The 15,830-nt window shown below is 66.7% G+C and carries 19 protein-coding genes; 8 read left to right on the plus strand and 11 right to left on the minus strand.

Going from position 1 to position 15,830, the window contains the following annotated elements; all coding sequences use genetic code 11:
• Position 1: 1 nt before the first annotated feature.
• The 3 genes from AC0IXR_RS02525 to AC0IXR_RS02535 are packed head-to-tail and all read left to right on the plus strand — an operon-like array spanning position 2 to position 2,341.
• Entirely contained in the window at positions 2-718 is a 717-nt protein-coding gene (locus AC0IXR_RS02525; protein ID WP_419951099.1) for an XdhC family protein, read from the plus strand.
• Positions 715-1,755: a molybdopterin-binding protein gene (locus AC0IXR_RS02530; RefSeq protein ID WP_471759643.1), complete on the plus strand. Its 1,041-nt coding sequence runs from the start codon at positions 715-717 to the stop codon at positions 1,753-1,755. Before AC0IXR_RS02525 ends, AC0IXR_RS02530 begins: the two co-directional genes overlap by 4 nt.
• Positions 1,748-2,341 (plus strand): nucleotidyltransferase family protein, encoded by a 594-nt coding sequence (locus AC0IXR_RS02535; protein ID WP_471759644.1) that lies wholly within the window; start codon positions 1,748-1,750, stop codon positions 2,339-2,341. Before AC0IXR_RS02530 ends, AC0IXR_RS02535 begins: the two co-directional genes overlap by 8 nt.
• Here AC0IXR_RS02535 and AC0IXR_RS02540 read toward each other — a convergent pair whose 3' ends face one another.
• Both AC0IXR_RS02540 and AC0IXR_RS02545 read right to left on the minus strand, forming a co-directional pair.
• On the minus strand, positions 2,342-2,503 hold the full coding sequence (locus AC0IXR_RS02540; RefSeq protein WP_200919186.1) for a DUF2256 domain-containing protein: 162 nt from the start codon (positions 2,501-2,503) through the stop codon (positions 2,342-2,344).
• A 12-nt stretch (positions 2,504-2,515) separates the two neighbouring features.
• On the minus strand, positions 2,516-3,382 hold the full coding sequence (locus tag AC0IXR_RS02545) for a formyltransferase family protein (protein WP_471759646.1): 867 nt from the start codon (positions 3,380-3,382) through the stop codon (positions 2,516-2,518).
• A gap of 114 nt (positions 3,383-3,496) precedes the next feature.
• Between AC0IXR_RS02545 and AC0IXR_RS02550 the strand changes: the two genes are divergently transcribed.
• Both AC0IXR_RS02550 and AC0IXR_RS02555 read left to right on the plus strand, forming a co-directional pair.
• The gene (locus tag AC0IXR_RS02550; RefSeq protein WP_471759648.1) at positions 3,497-4,231 is read left to right on the plus strand and encodes an SDR family NAD(P)-dependent oxidoreductase; all 735 of its coding nucleotides are present in this window, start codon (positions 3,497-3,499) and stop codon (positions 4,229-4,231) included.
• Positions 4,228-5,778 (plus strand): cryptochrome/photolyase family protein, encoded by a 1,551-nt coding sequence (locus tag AC0IXR_RS02555; RefSeq protein ID WP_471759650.1) that lies wholly within the window; start codon positions 4,228-4,230, stop codon positions 5,776-5,778. The genes AC0IXR_RS02550 and AC0IXR_RS02555 overlap by 4 nt, the downstream gene beginning before the upstream one ends.
• A 3-nt stretch (positions 5,779-5,781) precedes the next feature.
• Here the strand turns inward: AC0IXR_RS02555 and bcsS are convergent, their stop codons facing one another.
• Positions 5,782-6,477: a cellulose biosynthesis protein BcsS gene (gene bcsS, locus AC0IXR_RS02560; protein ID WP_471759652.1), complete on the minus strand. Its 696-nt coding sequence runs from the start codon at positions 6,475-6,477 to the stop codon at positions 5,782-5,784.
• Positions 6,478-6,871: 394 nt separating this feature from the next.
• On the opposite strand from bcsS, the gene AC0IXR_RS02565 reads away from it, so the two are divergent.
• Positions 6,872-7,474, plus strand: coding sequence for an exopolysaccharide biosynthesis protein (locus AC0IXR_RS02565; RefSeq protein WP_471759654.1), 603 nt, complete (start codon positions 6,872-6,874; stop codon positions 7,472-7,474).
• Between the two features lie 56 nt (positions 7,475-7,530).
• Here the strand turns inward: AC0IXR_RS02565 and AC0IXR_RS02570 are convergent, their stop codons facing one another.
• From AC0IXR_RS02570 to AC0IXR_RS02580, 3 genes are read right to left on the minus strand one after another with little or no spacing between them, the layout of a single operon-like run.
• On the minus strand, positions 7,531-8,355 hold the full coding sequence (locus tag AC0IXR_RS02570; protein ID WP_311274346.1) for a metal ABC transporter permease: 825 nt from the start codon (positions 8,353-8,355) through the stop codon (positions 7,531-7,533).
• A 38-nt stretch (positions 8,356-8,393) separates the two neighbouring features.
• Positions 8,394-9,257, minus strand: coding sequence for a metal ABC transporter ATP-binding protein (locus AC0IXR_RS02575; protein ID WP_471759656.1), 864 nt, complete (start codon positions 9,255-9,257; stop codon positions 8,394-8,396).
• Between the two features lie 2 nt (positions 9,258-9,259).
• Positions 9,260-9,391 (minus strand): hypothetical protein, encoded by a 132-nt coding sequence (locus AC0IXR_RS02580; RefSeq protein WP_280136573.1) that lies wholly within the window; start codon positions 9,389-9,391, stop codon positions 9,260-9,262.
• 134 nt (positions 9,392-9,525) lie between these two features.
• Here AC0IXR_RS02580 and AC0IXR_RS02585 point away from each other — a divergent pair, with 134 nt between their 5' ends.
• Positions 9,526-10,020 carry a Fur family transcriptional regulator gene (locus AC0IXR_RS02585; RefSeq protein WP_056431852.1) on the plus strand — a complete coding sequence of 165 codons (495 nt, stop codon included), beginning with the start codon at positions 9,526-9,528 and terminating at the stop codon, positions 10,018-10,020.
• An 18-nt stretch (positions 10,021-10,038) separates the two neighbouring features.
• Here AC0IXR_RS02585 and AC0IXR_RS02590 read toward each other — a convergent pair whose 3' ends face one another.
• Positions 10,039-11,544: an exopolysaccharide biosynthesis polyprenyl glycosylphosphotransferase gene (locus tag AC0IXR_RS02590; RefSeq protein ID WP_246747704.1), complete on the minus strand. Its 1,506-nt coding sequence runs from the start codon at positions 11,542-11,544 to the stop codon at positions 10,039-10,041.
• A 500-nt stretch (positions 11,545-12,044) separates the two neighbouring features.
• Entirely contained in the window at positions 12,045-12,404 is a 360-nt protein-coding gene (hmuQ, locus tag AC0IXR_RS02595) for a heme-degrading protein HmuQ (RefSeq protein ID WP_471759658.1), read from the minus strand.
• Between the two features lie 459 nt (positions 12,405-12,863).
• Between hmuQ and AC0IXR_RS02600 the strand changes: the two genes are divergently transcribed.
• The gene (locus AC0IXR_RS02600) at positions 12,864-13,262 is read left to right on the plus strand and encodes a helix-turn-helix domain-containing protein (RefSeq protein ID WP_056431861.1); all 399 of its coding nucleotides are present in this window, start codon (positions 12,864-12,866) and stop codon (positions 13,260-13,262) included.
• A gap of 11 nt (positions 13,263-13,273) precedes the next feature.
• Here the strand turns inward: AC0IXR_RS02600 and AC0IXR_RS02605 are convergent, their stop codons facing one another.
• From AC0IXR_RS02605 to AC0IXR_RS02615, 3 genes are read right to left on the minus strand one after another with little or no spacing between them, the layout of a single operon-like run.
• Positions 13,274-14,602 carry a cobyrinate a,c-diamide synthase gene (locus AC0IXR_RS02605; RefSeq protein WP_471759660.1) on the minus strand — a complete coding sequence of 443 codons (1,329 nt, stop codon included), beginning with the start codon at positions 14,600-14,602 and terminating at the stop codon, positions 13,274-13,276.
• Positions 14,599-15,381, minus strand: a complete 783-nt coding sequence (gene cobM / locus AC0IXR_RS02610) for a precorrin-4 C(11)-methyltransferase (protein ID WP_056431866.1) — start codon at positions 15,379-15,381, stop codon at positions 14,599-14,601. The genes AC0IXR_RS02605 and cobM overlap by 4 nt, the downstream gene beginning before the upstream one ends.
• Entirely contained in the window at positions 15,378-15,821 is a 444-nt protein-coding gene (locus AC0IXR_RS02615) for a cobalamin biosynthesis protein (protein WP_471759662.1), read from the minus strand. Before AC0IXR_RS02615 ends, cobM begins: the two co-directional genes overlap by 4 nt.
• Between the last annotated feature and the right edge of the window lie 9 nt (positions 15,822-15,830).

Consider the following 15,830-nt stretch of genomic DNA (forward strand, 5'->3'; position numbering starts at 1 on the left):
CATGCAACTCGATTCTCTCCGTGCCCTCAATGTCGAGCGCGCCGCGCGCCGCGCCGCGCTGCTCGTCACCGACCTCGATGACGGCAGCCAGCGTGTGGTCCGCGAGGCCGAGATCCCGGCCGATCCCCTCGCTGATATCCTGGCGCGGCGCCTCGCCTCGGGAAAGAGCGGCCTCGTCGAGGTGGAGGGGCGGCAGCTCTTCCTCACAGTCCAGGCTCCCAAGGTCCGGCTCGTCCTCATCGGGGCAGTGCATATCAGTCAGGCTTTGTGCCCGATGGCGGCGTCGATCGACCTTTCGGTGAGCGTCATCGACCCGCGAACGGCCTTCGCCACCCCCGAGCGTTTTCCTGAGGTTTCCCTCGTGCCGCTCTGGCCGGACGAAGCCCTGGCCGGACCCGTGCCGCCCCTCGACCGCTATTGTGCCGTCGCCGCCCTGACCCACGATCCGAAGATCGACGATCCCGCGCTGATCGCGGCCCTGAAGGCCGAGTGCTTCTATGTGGGCGCCCTCGGCTCGCGGAAGACCCATGCCGCGCGGGTCGAACGCTTGTCGCAGGCGGGGTTCTCGTCGGAACAGATCGGGCGGATCGAGGCGCCGATCGGCCTCGATATCGGTGCCGTGAGCCCGGCCGAGATCGCCGTCTCCATCTTGGCGCAGGTCGTCTCCACCCTGCGCGGCGCCGATCCGCGCGCTACCAAACCCGGAGTTCCCGCTTGAAGTTCGGTTCGGTCGCGATCTCGCAAGCCGCGGGGCTCATCGCGGCCCATACTCTGCGGGCCGACGATGTGATCGTCCGCAAGGGGCGGCCGATCGGGAGTGAGGATGCGCGCCGTCTCGGTGAGGCCGGCCTCGACAGTGTGGTGGCGGTGACCCTTGAGGCGGGCGATGTCGGCGAGGACGAGGCCGCTGCCCGCCTCGCCGGCCGGGTCGCGGGGGCTGGCCTTTCGGCAAGTCCCGCTTTCACGGGACGCTGCAATCTCCACGCGGAGGTGCCGGGCCTTCTGATGATCGACCGCGCCGTCATCGACGCCGTGAACGGGGTGGACGAGGCGATCACGCTGGCGACCCTGTCGCCTTTCCGGCCTGTCATCCCCGGCGAGATGGTGGCGACGGTCAAGATCATCCCCTACGCCGTCTCGGCTTCCGCCCTTGAGCGCGCGTGTGGGATCGCGACGCCCGAGGCACTGACCGTCATCCCCTATCGCCGCCGCCGGGTCGGCGTCGTCTCGACCCTGTTGCCGGGGCTGAAGGAGACCACCATCGCCAAGACCCTGCGCAACCTCGAGCGCCGGCTGGCGCCGACCGGGGCCGGGATCGTCTCGGATATCCGGGTGTCGCACGAGGCTGGCGCCATGGCCGCCGCCCTTCGCCAGACCGTCGCCCGCGACGAGGCCGATCTCGTCGTGGTGTTCGGCGCTTCGGCCATCGCCGACCGGCGCGACGTCATCCCCGCCGGTATCGAGGCGGCGGGCGGTGAGGTGGAGCATTTCGGCATGCCCGTCGATCCCGGCAACCTGCTTCTGGTCGGCCGTATCGACGACGTCCCGGTCATCGGTGCGCCGGGATGCGCGCGCTCGCCCGCAGAGAACGGGTTCGACTGGATTCTCCACCGCCTCCTCGCCGGCCTCGTCGTCAGCCGGGCCGATATCGTCGGGCTCGGTGTCGGAGGCCTGCTCATGGAGATCGTGTCCCGTCCGCAGCCTAGATCAGGCGAGGAAAGCGCGCTGGACGAGGGCATGGCGGACGATGTCTGATCGGATCGGCATCGTCCTCCTCGCCGCCGGGCGGGGGACGCGTTTCGGCCAAGCGTCGAAGATGCTCGGCACCCTCGACGGCAAGCCACTCGTGCGCCACGCGGCCGAGTCAGCGGTCGCGGCGAAACTCGGGCCCGTGGCGGTCGTAATTGGCGCGCATGGCGCAGCAATCCGGCAGGCACTCGCCGGCCTCGACCTGCGGTTCATCGACAACCCGGCCTATGCGGACGGGCTGTCGACCTCCCTGCGGTGCGGTCTCGACGCCCTGCCGGATCCCGATGGAATCATCGTCATGCTGGGGGACATGCCGCGTGTCCGGCCGTCCCACCTCGCCACCCTGGCCGCCGCTTTCCTGGCTGCCGATCCGGTGCCCGCCGCCATTGTCCCGGTCCATCGCGGCGTGCGCGGAAACCCGGTTCTGTTGAATCGCGCGCTCCTCGCACCCGACCTGGCCTCGCTCACCGGTGACCAGGGTGCCGGCCGTCTCCTCGCGGCGCGGACGGACGTCGTCGAATGGGAGATGGATGCCGCCGTCACCTTCGACATCGATACGCAGGCGGCCCTGATCGCTGCCGCCGGTGCTTGATCAGGAGGCCTTGCCCGACCGCTTCGCCTCGTTCCGGCACCGGTCGGAACAGTAGCGGACCTCGTCCCAGACACGTTCCCATTTCTTGCGCCAAGCGAAGGGCTTGCCGCAGGCGGCGCAGACCTTGGTGGGCAGATCCGCCTTCTTGCGCATGCGCGACATGGGAATTTAGTCCTATCGCCCGAGTTGCCCGACATCCGCGACGGCGACCGGGCTCCAGCGGGTGATCTGGATGAAGCCGTCGCGCGCGGCGATCACCACGTGGCGGCGGTAGCGGTGAACGATCGTTCCCGGCGCATGGCGGTGCGGCTCGCGCCAGCCCTCCGCCGCCGCCACGAAGATGGAGTTGTCGCCCAGCCGCGCAATCGTCTCGATGGTGCCGAAGGCCCGCATCCGCCGCAGGATCGCCTCGACGTCGGTGCGGAAATCGAGGGTCCTGTCCGCATCGGTGGCACGGGCCCAGTAGGAGCCTTCGCCCTGGGGCTGGGCCGCCTGCCAGCGCGCCGGCAGGTCACGCGCGATCGGTCCCGAGGCGAGCCGCCGGGCGGCGATCTGGCATCGGGCCAGCAGAGTCTCATGGGTCTCCTGCGGCGCCATCGCGAAGGTCTCCTGCGCGAGGATGTCGCCGGTATCGAACCCCTCCTCGGCCAGCACATGCGCAGTCACGCCCCAGTTGTCGCGTGCATCGGTGATCGCCTTGAACAGGGGATAGGGGCCGCGCCCCACCGGCAGGGGCGAGGGATGGAAGTTCAGGGCGTAGGCGGCCCGGTTGCGCCAGCCCTTGATAAGCCAGGGGTAACCGGCCACCACCAAGGCCCAGTCCGTCCCGTGGGTCTGCGTCAGGGCATCGAGATCCGCGAGCTTGATCCGGGAAAGCTGCATCGGGATGCGATGTCGGCGGCTCTGGGCCACGACCGCCTCGTTGTGATCGTAGAGCCCGTCGCAGGGCCGGGTGAACAGCTTGATCGGAGTCCATCCGGCTTCCACCAGCGCTTCGAAAACGCCTCCGAGGAAATCGATGCCGGCGAAGGCAAACTTCATGAACATCCCCGGGGCGTGGTTGCGAGACGTGCGACTCTACGGATGGGGCCTCACAGGCTCCACGGCAGCATGATCCGCCTTACCTAACCGATCCGGCAGGGAATGGGAGCGGTCATGAACCGGGTTGTGATCTACGGCGGAACCGGCGGCATCGGCATGGCCACGGCGCAGGCCCTGCGTAAGCGCGGTATCCCGCTCCATCTCGCAGCACGGGATCCCCAGCGCCTCGAAGACGCCGCCGCCCGTCTGGGAGACACGACCTTCACGGCCGGCGACGTCACTGACCCCGCCCATTTCACCACGGTTACGCAGGAAGCGGGCGGTTCGCTCGCAGGCCTCGTCTACGCGGTCGGGACGATCAACCTGAAGCCGCTGGCGAAGCTGACCGCCGACGACGCGGTGACGGATTTCAAGCTCAACGCCCTCGGCGCTCTTCTCGCTCTCCAGGCCGCGGCGCCGGCGCTGAAAGCTGGTGCGGGCGAGACAGGAGCCGGCGTCGTCCTGTTCTCCACCGTGGCGGTGGCACAGGGCTTTCCGGCCCATGCCTCGGTCGCCATGGCGAAGGGGGCGGTCGAGGGTCTCGCCCTGTCCCTCGCCGCCGAACTCAGCCCTCAGATCCGGATCAACGTCGTCGCCCCCTCGCTGACGCGCACGCCGCTCGCCGCCGCGATCACCGGCAACGAGACGCTGGCCGCCGGGATCGCATCCATGCACGCCCTCCAGCGCCTGGGCACGCCGGACGATATCGGTGCGCTCGCCGCCTTCCTCGTCTCGGCGGAAGCCGGGTGGATCACCGGCCAGATCATCGGCGCGGATGGCGGTCGCTCGGCCCTGCGTACGAAGGGGTGACCCGCCAACGCACGCTCCGCTTCGTCCTCGGCGATCAGCTTCACCGCCGCGTTTCTTCGCTCACCGATCTCGACCCGCACTCCGACACCGTTCTCATGGTCGAGGTGTGGGAGGAGGCGACCTATGTCCGCCACCACAAGCAGAAGATCGCTTTCCTGTTTTCGGCCATGCGCCATTTCGCGGCCGATCTGGAGGCCGAGGGCATCACCGTCGACTATGTGCGCCTCGATGCGCCGGGCAATACTGGCTCGTTCACCGGAGAACTCCAGCGAGCGGTCGCGCGGCACGAACCCGACAGGATCGTCGTCACCGAGCCCGGCGAGTGGCGCGTCTGGGAGATGATGCAGGGATGGCGTGATGATCTGCCGATGCCCGTCGAGATCCGCGAGGACAACCGTTTCCTCTGCCCGCGCTCGGATTTCGCGCGCTGGGCCGAGGGACGGCACGCCCTGCGGATGGAGACGTTCTATCGCGGCATGAGAAAGCGCACCGGCCTCCTGATGAAGGACGGTGAGCCGATCGGCGGCCAGTGGAACTTCGACCACGACAACCGGAAGAAATTGCCACGCGGGCACCGCCCCCCGGAACGCCCGGGCTTCGCGCCCGATGCGATCACGTCCGAGGTCATCGCCCTGGTCGCGGACAGGTTCGCCGGGCATTTCGGCGATCTCGATGCCTTCCGCTGGCCCGTCACCCGCGCCGACGCCGTCGTCGCTCTGAAGCACTTCCTGGCCGAGTGTCTTCCGCGTTTCGGCGACTACCAGGATGCGATGAAGTCGGGCGCGCCGTTTCTCTACCATGCGCTGATCTCGCCGGCACTGAATGCGGGCCTGCTCACGGCGGGGGAGGTCTGCCGGGAAGCGGCCCGCGCCTATGACGAGGGAGCAGCGCCGCTCAACTGCGTCGAGGGCTTCATCCGCCAGATCCTCGGATGGCGCGAATACGTCCGGGGGCTCTACTGGGCCAGGATGCCGGCCTATGCCGAGACCAACACCCTCGGCGCCAAGCGTGATCTGCCCTGGTTCTACTGGTCGGGCGAGACGCGCATGAACTGCCTCGCGCAATGCATCGCCGAGACGCGGGCCCATGCCTACGCCCATCACATCCAGCGGCTGATGGTGACTGGCAATTTCGCCCTGCTGGCCGGGATCGAACCGGCGCAGGTGGAGGAATGGTATCTCGTGGTCTATGCCGATGCCTACGAATGGGTGGAGTTGCCCAACGTCCACGGCATGGTCCTGTGGGCGGATGGCGGCGTCATGGGCTCGAAACCGTATGCGGCCTCGGGCGCCTACATCAACCGGATGTCGGATTACTGCCGGGGCTGCACCTACGACGTCGCTGCCAAGTCCGGCGAAAGTGCCTGCCCGTTCAACTACCTCTACTGGAACTTCCTCATCGAGAATGCGGATCGCCTGGCGGGGAACCCGAGGATGGCCATGCCCTACCGTACCCTCGACGGATTGGGCGAGCAGCGACGGGAGGAGATCACGACTGACGCGGCCCGCTTCCTGGCCGGCCCGGAAATGCGTCCCGCCCCGCCCTGAAACTCACCAGGGCTGCCAGACGGCCAGGGTGACATAGGGGCTTCCCCCGCCATCGGTTTCGGTCTGGTAGCCGAGCGAGGCGCGGAAACTCACGTCGCCGATGCGAAAGTCGGTGGCGTGGACACCGATCCCGAACTTCGAGTAGCCGCTTCCATCCAGATAGAAGGTAGCCTCCGGGCCGAGATAGGTCCCCCACAGGCCATGACCCCAGGCGAGCCGGCCCCAGGCGCTCTGGCGCGTCGAGCCGAGGATCGCAGTGGCGGTGAGAAGAGTGGTTTGCGTCGGCCGCGCCCAGACCTCCCCGTGCAGCCTGATGCCGTAGCGGTCGGGCAGAACCAGCGTGCCGACGACGTTCCGCTCCACTTCGATGCTTCCCTCCGGACCAGCGAAAGCGGCGACCACGCCCCAATCGCGGAACCATTGGTATCCGGCGAGCACAGCTCCGAGCGCCGTAAGGCGCGTCTGATCCGTGGAAATGCCCCGTATCGTCGGGCCGCGTTCGGCCCTCGCCCCTGCGCCGCCGCTCGCGAGGATAGCGAAACCGTCCCGATCGCGCCCGTCGAACGTGATCTTCGCGCCCGCCGTGATGAAGGGGGATGCTCCGGCATCAAGGCTGTCGAAGATCAGTGCCGAGATCGAGCCCTCTTCCGATTGAGCCGGGTTCGAGACGAGGCCACAGCAGAGTGCGGCGCAGCACATGAGTATCGGATGAGCCGAATGCAGTGACCGTCTCGTCGATCTGGCCGGTCGTCCCACGTCCCTTCTCGCTCCGTATTACCGGAGGACAAATGTACGACATCCTATGAGAAGTTGTACTGGTTCGTGAATATTGGACTGTGGGTCGTGCGCATAGACCGCCCAATACGATTCGGGAACAGGCGCCGTTTTGCTTTTGTTCTATTTGATAAAACTTCAGGATGTGTTTGCTTGATTTTAGGTTGTGGGGCGTCCGTGTTCGATCTGCCGGTATGTTCCGTCCGTATCGGCAATGGTGGACCCGCGATGCCGCATGGAGGTCAAAGCTGATTCGGTTGGCGTCGGGCGGGGACTAGGATAGAGCCCGCGGCAGGACCGTCGCCAAAGGCCGAGTTTCTTGTCACCAGCTGCTCGAACGTCCGAAGTTCTCACGGTGCTCGCGGCACAGGAGACGGATCGCTTGACCATCGGCGACATCGTCGCGGTGCTGAAGGACCGTGCCTTCGCCCTGCTCATCGTCATCCTCGGCCTGCCAAATTGCCTGCCGATGCCGCCTCCGATCCCCCTGGTCTGCGGCCTGCTGCTGTTGCTCGTGGCCGTTCAGATCACGGCGGGGATGTCGTCGCCTTGGCTGCCCCGCGCCCTCCTGAGCCGCTCGATCGCCCAGAGCGACGTTGAGCGTGCCGCCAAGCGCGCGGTGCCGCTGCTGCGGCGCCTGGAACGCTGGTCGCGTCCGCGCATGAGCCTGTTCGAGACCGGGCTTGGCATGCGGACGGTGGGGCTGATCCTTCTCACCCTGTCCCTGGCGCTGGTCGTGGCAGCGCCTCTTGTGGGACAGATCCCCCTCGGTCTGGCCATTTGCCTCGTCGGCCTTGGCCTCGTCGAGCGGGATGGCCTGCTGGTCGTCATGGGTCTCGGCGTCGGTGCCGTCGGCGTGCTTCTGAACGCCGGCTTCGTCTACGCTATCGTCTCGGGCCTCATGAGCCTCTTCAGCGTGTAGACTTTGACCAGGTATCCCTGACCCCGACCCACGGTTGGGATCAGGGAGGTCCGGTGCTAGCCTTCGAGGTGGCGCGGCTTGAACAAGCGCCAGACGAGGCCGCCCCTCGGTCCGAACAGGAGCGAGACGAGGTAGAGACTTCCCGCCGCCAGCACGATCGCAGGCCCTGTGGGCAGGTCGGCGCGATACGAGGCGGTGAGTCCGGCAAAGCTCGACACCATCGCCACCACCATCGCCATGGGGATCAGGCCCGACAGGTCGGCCGCCCAGAACCGCGCGGTGATCGCCGGCAGCAGCATCAGTCCCACCGCGAGCAGCGTACCGAGGGCCTGGAAGCCCCCCACCAGGTTCATCACCACGAGGCCGAGGAAGGCGTAATGCACCGGCCCGCCGGCACGGCTGACCGTGCGCAGGAACAGCGGGTCGACACATTCCATGACGAGGGGGCGGTAGAGCGCGGCGAGGGCGAACAGCGTCACCGTGGCGATCCCGCCGAGGAGCATGAGCGCCGGATCGTCGAGGGCCAGCACCGTCCCGAACAGGATGTGCAGGAGATCGATCTGCGATCCGCGCAGAGAGACGAGCAGCACGCCGGCCGCCAGGGAGATCAGGTAGAAGGCGGCGAGACTCGCATCTTCCTTGATCGAGGTCGTCCGGGTGACGATGCCGGCGAGCAGTGCCACGAACAGACCGGCGGCGAGGCCCCCGATGGTCATGGCCGGCAGGGACAGGCCGGCAACGAGGAAGCCCACCGCCGCCCCCGGCAGGATCGCGTGGCTCATGGCGTCGCTCATCAGGCTCATGCGCCGCAGCATGAGGAAGACCCCCACCGGTGGGGCCGACAGAGAGAGGGCGAAGCAGCCGGCCAGCGCCCGGCGCATGAAGCCGAACTCGATGAAGGGACCGAACAGGAGATCGATCACGCGGCGTGTCCGTGGTCGTGGCGATGATCGTGCGCGTGACCATGGGGATGATCGTGAGCGTGATCATGCAGGTCCCCGCCTTCGGAAGGGGGTGGTGCGTGGTGATGCCCGTCGCCGCGCCCGCATATGGCGGCGTCCTCGTCCCAGGCCTCGGACAGGGCCTGCGCGCGCGCGAGATTCTCCCGGGTCAGCACCGTCTCCGTGGCGCCCCAGGCCACCGGCTCGCGGGCCAGTAGCAGCGTCGTTGGAAAATGTGCCTTGACCTGATGCAGGTCGTGCAGGGCCGCGACGATGGTGCGTCCCTCCCCATGCCATCCGCGGATCAGGGCGATCAGATCGGCCGTGGTGCGCCCGTCGATCCCGGTGAACGGCTCGTCGAGGAGGATGATGCGAGCGTCTTGGACGATGAGCCGCGCGAACAGGGCGCGCTGGAACTGACCGCCGGACAGGGTGCCGATCAGCCGGTCCTCGAAGCCGAGGAGGCCCACGGCCGAGAGGGCGCTGACCAGCGTCCGGCGGTCAGGGAGCGCGCTGCGCCAGAAGCCGAGGCGCCGCCAGCGTCCCATCGCCACCAGATCGAGGACGCTCAACGGAAAGCTGCGGTCGATCTCGCCGGCCTGGGGCAGGTAGGCGATGGCATCAACACCACCGGGCCGGTCGATCCGTCCGTCGAGGCAGCGGATTTCACCGACGATCCCCTTGAGCAGGGTCGATTTTCCCGCGCCGTTGGGACCGACAAGCGCGAGAAGGGCTCCGGCGGGAATAATCCCGTCCAGATGATGCACGGCGGGATGGCGATCGTAGCCGAGCGTCAAACCACGCAAGGCGATGGCGCCGGGCGGAGCGGGGGCGTGTGTCATCGTTATCCCATGGCCCAGACGATCGCCCCCCAGACCAGCCCGGACAGGATCGCGGCGAGGACCAGTCGCGAGGCGGCCCCGGCCTGGAACAGGGAACGACGGGGGGAGGGTTTGATCTGGGGAGGACGCGTCACAGCGGTTCGGGTACCAGGAAAGGGCCAGATTTGTCCGAACGGGGGCGGCGAACTATCTCTGGTGCTGATACACTGTAACATCGCATCAGTTCAACGTGCCGGACCATATCGACCGGCGATCAGGGGAGGATGGCGTGCACGACCATAGTGCCGTCCACGAGCATGCCGCCTGCTGCGGCAACGCCACGGACACGCTCGCACGGGCGGAGCGTCTCTGCGCCGAGCGCGACCTGCAATTCACGCGGCTGCGGCGGGACGTCCTCGAGGCGGTGGCGTCCGAGGCGAAGCCGCTCGGCGCCTATGACATCGCGGAGCGTCTCAGCGGGCAGGGGCGCCGGGTCGCCGCGGTCTCGGTGTACCGTGCCCTCGATTTTCTCACCGAGAACGGCCTCGTCCACCGCATCGCCAGCCGCAACGCTTTCGTCTCCTGCGGCCACCAGCACGGGGACGGTGCCGGGCTCGTCTTCCTGATCTGCCGGACCTGCGGCAGCATCGACGAGACGACCTCGCCGGAAGTGGATGACCAACTCGACAGGACGTTGGCGAAGGCCGGCTTCAAGCCGTCGAGCCGAATCCTCGAAGTCGAGGGCGAGTGCGGTTCCTGCTCCGGTCGTGAGCCGAGCCCATAGCGACCCGATGCATGGGGCTCAGCGGGCGTTGCGATAGGCCCTGCGCGAGACGACCGTCTGGATCATGATCTGGATGTCGAGCCAGACCGACCAATTGTCGATGTAATGCAGGTCGTGGTTCACACGCCGCTCCATGTCGAGATCGGTCAGGGTCTCGCCGCGCAGACCGTTCACCTGTGCCCAGCCGGTGATGCCGGGCATCACGTTGTGGCGACGGGCATATTGGGCGATCCGCCGCTCGAAGCTGCGATCGTGGGCGAGGGCGTGAGGACGCGGACCCACCAGGGACATCTCCCCCATCAGGACATTGATGAGCTGGGGCAATTCATCGAGGTTCGTCCGGCGAAGGATGGCGCCGATCCGGGTGATCCGTGAATCGTGGCGGGTCGCCTGTCGGAAGACGGCGTTCTGCTCCGTCTTCATACTGCGGAACTTGAACACGCCGAACGCCTGCTGGTTGAAGCCGTAGCGGCGCTGGCGAAAGAAGACCGGCCCGGGGCTGTCGAGCTTGATCAGCAGGGCAATGGACGCCAGCAGCGGTGCGAGCAGGAGCAGCGCGATGGCGGCGAGGACCATGTCGAGGCCGCGTTTCAAAGCGATCTCGGTGAAGCTGAGCGGCCGGCGCCCGATATTGATGCCCGACAGCCGCCCGACCCGCGCGAGCTTGAGATCAGGGAAACGGTCCATCACCGAGCCGGGACGTAGGTGAAGGGCGGCCGGCACGCGCAGGAACGCCTCGGTGCAACGCTCGATATCCGCCGCATCCGTCCAGGGAACCAGAATGAAGACGTCGTCGGGCCGCAGGAAGCGCACCACCGACACCGCGAGGTCGAGATCCTCCGCCATCTGGCTCTGGCGCACCGAGGCGTCCTCGCGTGGATCGACCCGCCGCAGGTAGCTGGTTCCGACCACGCGCAGGTTCAGGGCTTCTGCGTCGTTATTGGCGTGGAAGCTGGCGATGTCATCTTCGAAGCCGACGAGATGGATGCGATTGATCGACGGTGAGCTCGGGCTCGTGGTCTGCCGGATCAGGCCCACGACGACGAGACGGGACAGGTAGAGGGCCGGCAGACCAGCCAGGAAGAAACCGATGGCCGTGGCGCGCGAGAACTCGGTCGTGGTCTTGGTCGCGAAGCCGACGACGAGAACGATCGCCCAGGCGGCCAGCCAGAGGCTCGCCATGCGGCGGCGATGAGGGCCTTGGGTGAGCTGGGTCTCGATCCTGTACTCGTCACGAACGAGATTGGTCAGAAGTACGAAGACAGCCACCAGGGCCCCCAGCTGGAAGCTCCCGGTCATTCCCGTGGTGATCTGCTGGTCGAACGCGAACTCGTAGTAGATCGCCTCCACCAGATAGGCGGTGACGATGATCGCCGCGAGGTCGGAGGCGGCTAACGCCATGGACAGGCCGAACCGGAGCGTACCTCCCCACCGTCGCGGAAGGACCGCCGCCCAGGCATCACGCCGGGCGCTCTGAGCCGAGGGCAGGCTCTCGTAGATTTCGGGAAGACGTTGCTGGAACATCTGGGACGCCGTGTACCGAAGGGAGACCAGGATCGTGCCAGAACGGGTCAGTATCCCGTCCGGCCAACCTTATCTCTGCCAGGTCCGCAAAGCTCGGACCCGGTGGCGCCGTGCCGGAACTGCCGCCTCGCCCGGAGGGGCGGTCACTTAAGGAATTGTCCTGCGACCAAGGCTCGCTCGGCCTCGATACTTCCCTCGCGCCGATCCGGCATTTGGGTGGTCTCATCGACCTGAACGGCGGCTTCCAAGTAAAAAACTCATCCTGCGAAGCCGGAAGACCGCTTTGTCGACGGCAGGACCAACTCGCGCAGCCCCGAAAGCGGATTACCGCCGATACAGATGGGCCGGCAGGCGATTGCAGCGCCTGCCGCGCGATGCAGCTTTACCTTGGCCAAGCGAAGGAGGTGCATGCAAGGTCTGGCAGACCTACCCGTCGCGTACTGGTGCACCATATACTTCAGACCGCGTGAGCCGGAGGATGCAGCAGCGAGGGAGGGCGATCAGGCGACGGTTTCGGGATGTGTCCGGGACGAGGATCCGTCCTCCGTCTTGGCCAAGGTCTGGATGGGCTCGAAGCCCTCGAATTGGGGATGGCCGAGATAGAGAGGTTTCGTCGAGGGTGCCCGGCTATGCGCCTTTCGAAACTGCTCTGACCGGGTCCAGGCTTCAAAAGCCGATTTGGAGGCCCAAACGGTATGGGATGCATAAAGGACATGGTCTTCAAAGGCTGGGCCGCGAAGCAGCTGGAACTCTACGAAGCCTTCCATTTCGCCAAGTTGGCTATCACGACCGAGCCAGACCTGTTCGAATTCTTCCGTTGCGTCGGGGACGACCTTGAATCGATTCATAGCGATGAACATCGAGAACCTTCTTCGTCAGGCCAGTCCGAGGGTCGACCGGCCGCCTGGGGGTTATCCTAGGCCTTATGAGGCGGATTAAAAAATAATATGAAAACGATTAATTTTCATCGAAATAGTGTTTTTTGCGTCATTAGCATTACGAGTTAGAAGAGCGGATTCATTTCGTTTGCATCGGGGCTTCACTGGGCGAGCGTCGTTTGCATGGGCAAATTTGCGGTCACTCTTGCCATCCTTGCCTCATTTGTGGTCAAGCTGTTTTCGCGCATGCTTGATCCTATCGTACCGATGGTGTTCTTTGGATGTTCCAGGACATTGCCGGCCCTCCGGGGGCGGACCGTGAAGATGATAGACTCACATTCGTGTGACCCTTAACCCTTCCGAATGAGTCGCGTGGCAGATGGCGACTTGGTTGGGGATCGAAACAGCCGGCCAAGACCGTATTGAGCAGTGAAACGAGTGATGATGCCCAAGCAAACCACCGACGTCGACCGCCTAGTTGGGTTGCGAATCACCGCCTTGCGTAAGGCCCGTGGCCTGAGCCAGACCGCGCTCGGAACCGCCGTTGGCGTAACGTTCCAACAGGTCCAGAAGTACGAAAAGGGGCAGAACCGGGTCGGTGCCGGGCGTCTCCGCGAGATTTCCCGCCTTCTGGAGGTTCCGGTCTCGGCGTTCTTCGAGGAAGACGATGCGGGCGGAACGCAATCCGAAGTGTTCGGCTTCCTGAGCGCTCATGGGGCGATCGAGCTTCTTCAAGCCTACGCGTCCATTGAGGACGACCAGCTTCGGCGTGATGTTCTGGCACTCGTCCGGACCGCAGCAAAGATGGGAAAACGTTCAGAGCTCCCCGTAGCTGTTTGAACGTTTTTACATCATCCAATGAGATGGAAGAAACTTCCGGACACGCGACCGCATCGGTGGCCGGCCATCGCTTGCGAAACGCCTTCCGCGTCGGTCACCGCCGCTAAGGCGATGTCTTCGCCCGGTGGAGGTGTGAGCTCGCTCGCATAGTGAAACTCGTGGCCAACGAGGCGTGAACCCGCTCTTCCGAGGGCGCCGTCGCCGACGAGCGTCGCCACTCGGTAGCCCAGATGCAGTCGCCGCACCTTGTAGGAGGTCGCGACCGGAAGCAGATCCGCCATCGCATGCGTGACGCCGGCCGCGTCTTCCAGGCTGCGTCCGAGGACCATGTAGCCGCCGCACTCGCCATGGACGGGATTGCGTTTGGCAAAGCTCCGGAGGCCGTTCAGGAACCGGCCCGCCGCTGCCAGTTTCCCGGCATGAAGCTCAGGATATCCGCCCGGTAGCCAGCAGGCGTCGCAGCCCTCCGGGGGCGCCTCGTCGGCGAGGGGTGAGAAGGCGACCAGTTCGGCGCCCGCCGCGCGCCAGCCCGCCTCCATATGCGGATAGAGAAACGAGAAGGCCTCATCCGATGCGATGGCGATGCGCTGTCCCGGAGGAGGGGGCAAGGCGGCATCCGACACGTCCGGCAGGCGTCCCGACGCGGCTGCGAAGATGGCGTCGAGATCGAGGCTCGCCTCCGCCAGATCGGCGAGGCGGTCGAGCCGCGCGGCGAGGTCTCCCGTTTCGCGGGCCTGCACCAGACCGAGATGACGCTCGGGCAGGGCGAGGGTCGCGTCGCGCATGAGCACTCCGAGGATCGGGATGCCGACCCGCGCGAGTCCGGCCTCGACCAGACGCCGATGGCGGGCGCTGGCGACCTTGTTCAGCACGACGCCGGCGATGCGGATGCGGGGATCGTAGCGGGCGCAGCCGAGTGCCACGGCGGCGGCCGATTGGGCGGCCCCCGAGACGTCCACGACGAGGAGCACCGGCCAGCCGTAGCGGGCGGCGATGTCGGCATTGGCTCCGGTTCGGCCTTCGCTGGCGACGATGCCGTCGAACAAGCCCATGGAGCCTTCGGCGATGACGATATCAGCGCCATGGCCCGCCATCGCCGCCACCGAATCGAGCATGGCATCCGGCATGGCGAAGCTGTCGAGATTGACGCTGGGATAGCCCGTGGCGGCCTGGTGAAAGGCCGGGTCGATATAGTCCGGCCCGCATTTGGCGCCGCGCACGGCGAGGCCGCGCCGGGCGAGCGCCCGCATCAATGCCAGCGTCACGGTGGTCTTGCCCGAGCTCGACCGTGGGGCGGCAACGAGTAGGCCGGGCGGATGCGATCGGTCCGTCTTCGTCATGACTCGACTCCGGGGGCCGGCTGCCCCGTGGGACGGAAGCGCCGGTCGTAATCGGTGGAGTAGAGCGCGCTCTCGCGGAACTCGCTGGCCGCGAGGGCCGGGCCGACGAGGATCAGCGCCGTCCGCTCGAGACCGGCGGCGCGCACATCCTCCGCGATGGTGGCGAGGGTACCTGAGATGACGCGTTCGTCCGGCCAAGTGGCCCGGAACACCACGGCGGCGGCGCAATCCGCCCCGTAGAACGGCACAAGCTCGGTCACCACGGTCTCGATCACGTGGATGGAGAGGTGCAGGGCCAGGGTCGCGCCGGTGGCGGCGAAGGCTTGGAGCGTTTCGCGCTCAGGCATGGCGCTGGCGCGGCCGGAGGTCCGGGTGAGGACCACCGACTGGGCTAGGCCCGGCACGGTGAGTTCGCGCCGGAGCAGGGCGGCGGCGGCGGCGAAAGACGGCACGCCCGGTGTCACCGTGTAGGGAATGCCGAGCCGGTCGAGGCGGCGGGTCTGTTCGGCCAGGGCGCTCCAGATCGAGAGGTCGCCCGAATGCAGCCGCGCCACATCCTTCCCGGCCTCGTGCGCGGCGGTGATTTCGGCCACGATCGCGTCGAGGTCGAGGGGGGCGGTGTCGACGATGCGGGCGTCGGACGGGCACCAGGACAGGATCTCCGGCGCCACCAGCGAACCGGCATAGAGGCAGACGGGGCAGCGCGCGATGAGATCGCGCCCGCGGATCGTGATGAGGTCGGCCGCACCGGGGCCGGCGCCGATGAAATGTACGGTCATCCCGCTTGAGTGGCGAAATACGCGGGAAGCGCAAGGGCGCATGTCACCGCTGGTGACGCGATGCGCGGCAGAATGAGGGTTCCGCCCTCGCCGGCCACGGCCAAAGCGGCGGCTTCCGCCACCGATCCGACCCCCCGGCTCGCCTCGATCCGGCCCGAGCGGGTGGGTACGCGCCCATCGACTGCGATCATCTCGGCGGGTGATAGTCCGACGGGCGCGAGGCCGAACACAGCGGCGGCCTCGACGATCGACGGTTCATTCGCGCGGTCTTCAGCGGTGGCGATCGCGCCGAGCCGGTCCGGCACATGGCCGCTTTCAGCAAGCGCGCGGTGGATCAGGGCGACGATCTCGTCGGGCATGGCGCCATGCCGGAAGCCGATGCCGGCTACGATGAGACGGGTTGCCCACGTATCTCGAAGGGCCGGATCATCGTCAGACAAGTCGCGGGC

The sequence above is a fragment of the Methylobacterium sp. AC832 genome (assembly GCF_979256025.1).

What these genes read in the sequence shown, in the direction of transcription:
- AC0IXR_RS02525 (WP_419951099.1), top strand. Translation starts at nt 2, where the DNA reads ATGCAACTCGATTCTCTCCGTGCCCTCAATGTCGAGCGCGCCGCGCGC.
- AC0IXR_RS02535 (WP_471759644.1), top strand. Translation starts at nt 1,748, where the DNA reads ATGTCTGATCGGATCGGCATCGTCCTCCTCGCCGCCGGGCGGGGGACG.
- AC0IXR_RS02540 (WP_200919186.1), bottom strand. Translation starts at nt 2,503, where the DNA reads ATGTCGCGCATGCGCAAGAAGGCGGATCTGCCCACCAAGGTCTGCGCC.
- AC0IXR_RS02545 (WP_471759646.1), bottom strand. Translation starts at nt 3,382, where the DNA reads ATGAAGTTTGCCTTCGCCGGCATCGATTTCCTCGGAGGCGTTTTCGAA.
- AC0IXR_RS02550 (WP_471759648.1), top strand. Translation starts at nt 3,497, where the DNA reads ATGAACCGGGTTGTGATCTACGGCGGAACCGGCGGCATCGGCATGGCC.
- bcsS (WP_471759652.1), bottom strand. Translation starts at nt 6,477, where the DNA reads ATGTGCTGCGCCGCACTCTGCTGTGGCCTCGTCTCGAACCCGGCTCAA.
- AC0IXR_RS02570 (WP_311274346.1), bottom strand. Translation starts at nt 8,355, where the DNA reads ATGCGCCGGGCGCTGGCCGGCTGCTTCGCCCTCTCTCTGTCGGCCCCA.
- AC0IXR_RS02575 (WP_471759656.1), bottom strand. Translation starts at nt 9,257, where the DNA reads ATGACACACGCCCCCGCTCCGCCCGGCGCCATCGCCTTGCGTGGTTTG.
- AC0IXR_RS02590 (WP_246747704.1), bottom strand. Translation starts at nt 11,544, where the DNA reads ATGTTCCAGCAACGTCTTCCCGAAATCTACGAGAGCCTGCCCTCGGCT.
- hmuQ (WP_471759658.1), bottom strand. Translation starts at nt 12,404, where the DNA reads ATGTTCATCGCTATGAATCGATTCAAGGTCGTCCCCGACGCAACGGAA.
- AC0IXR_RS02600 (WP_056431861.1), top strand. Translation starts at nt 12,864, where the DNA reads ATGATGCCCAAGCAAACCACCGACGTCGACCGCCTAGTTGGGTTGCGA.
- AC0IXR_RS02605 (WP_471759660.1), bottom strand. Translation starts at nt 14,602, where the DNA reads ATGACGAAGACGGACCGATCGCATCCGCCCGGCCTACTCGTTGCCGCC.
- cobM (WP_056431866.1), bottom strand. Translation starts at nt 15,381, where the DNA reads ATGACCGTACATTTCATCGGCGCCGGCCCCGGTGCGGCCGACCTCATC.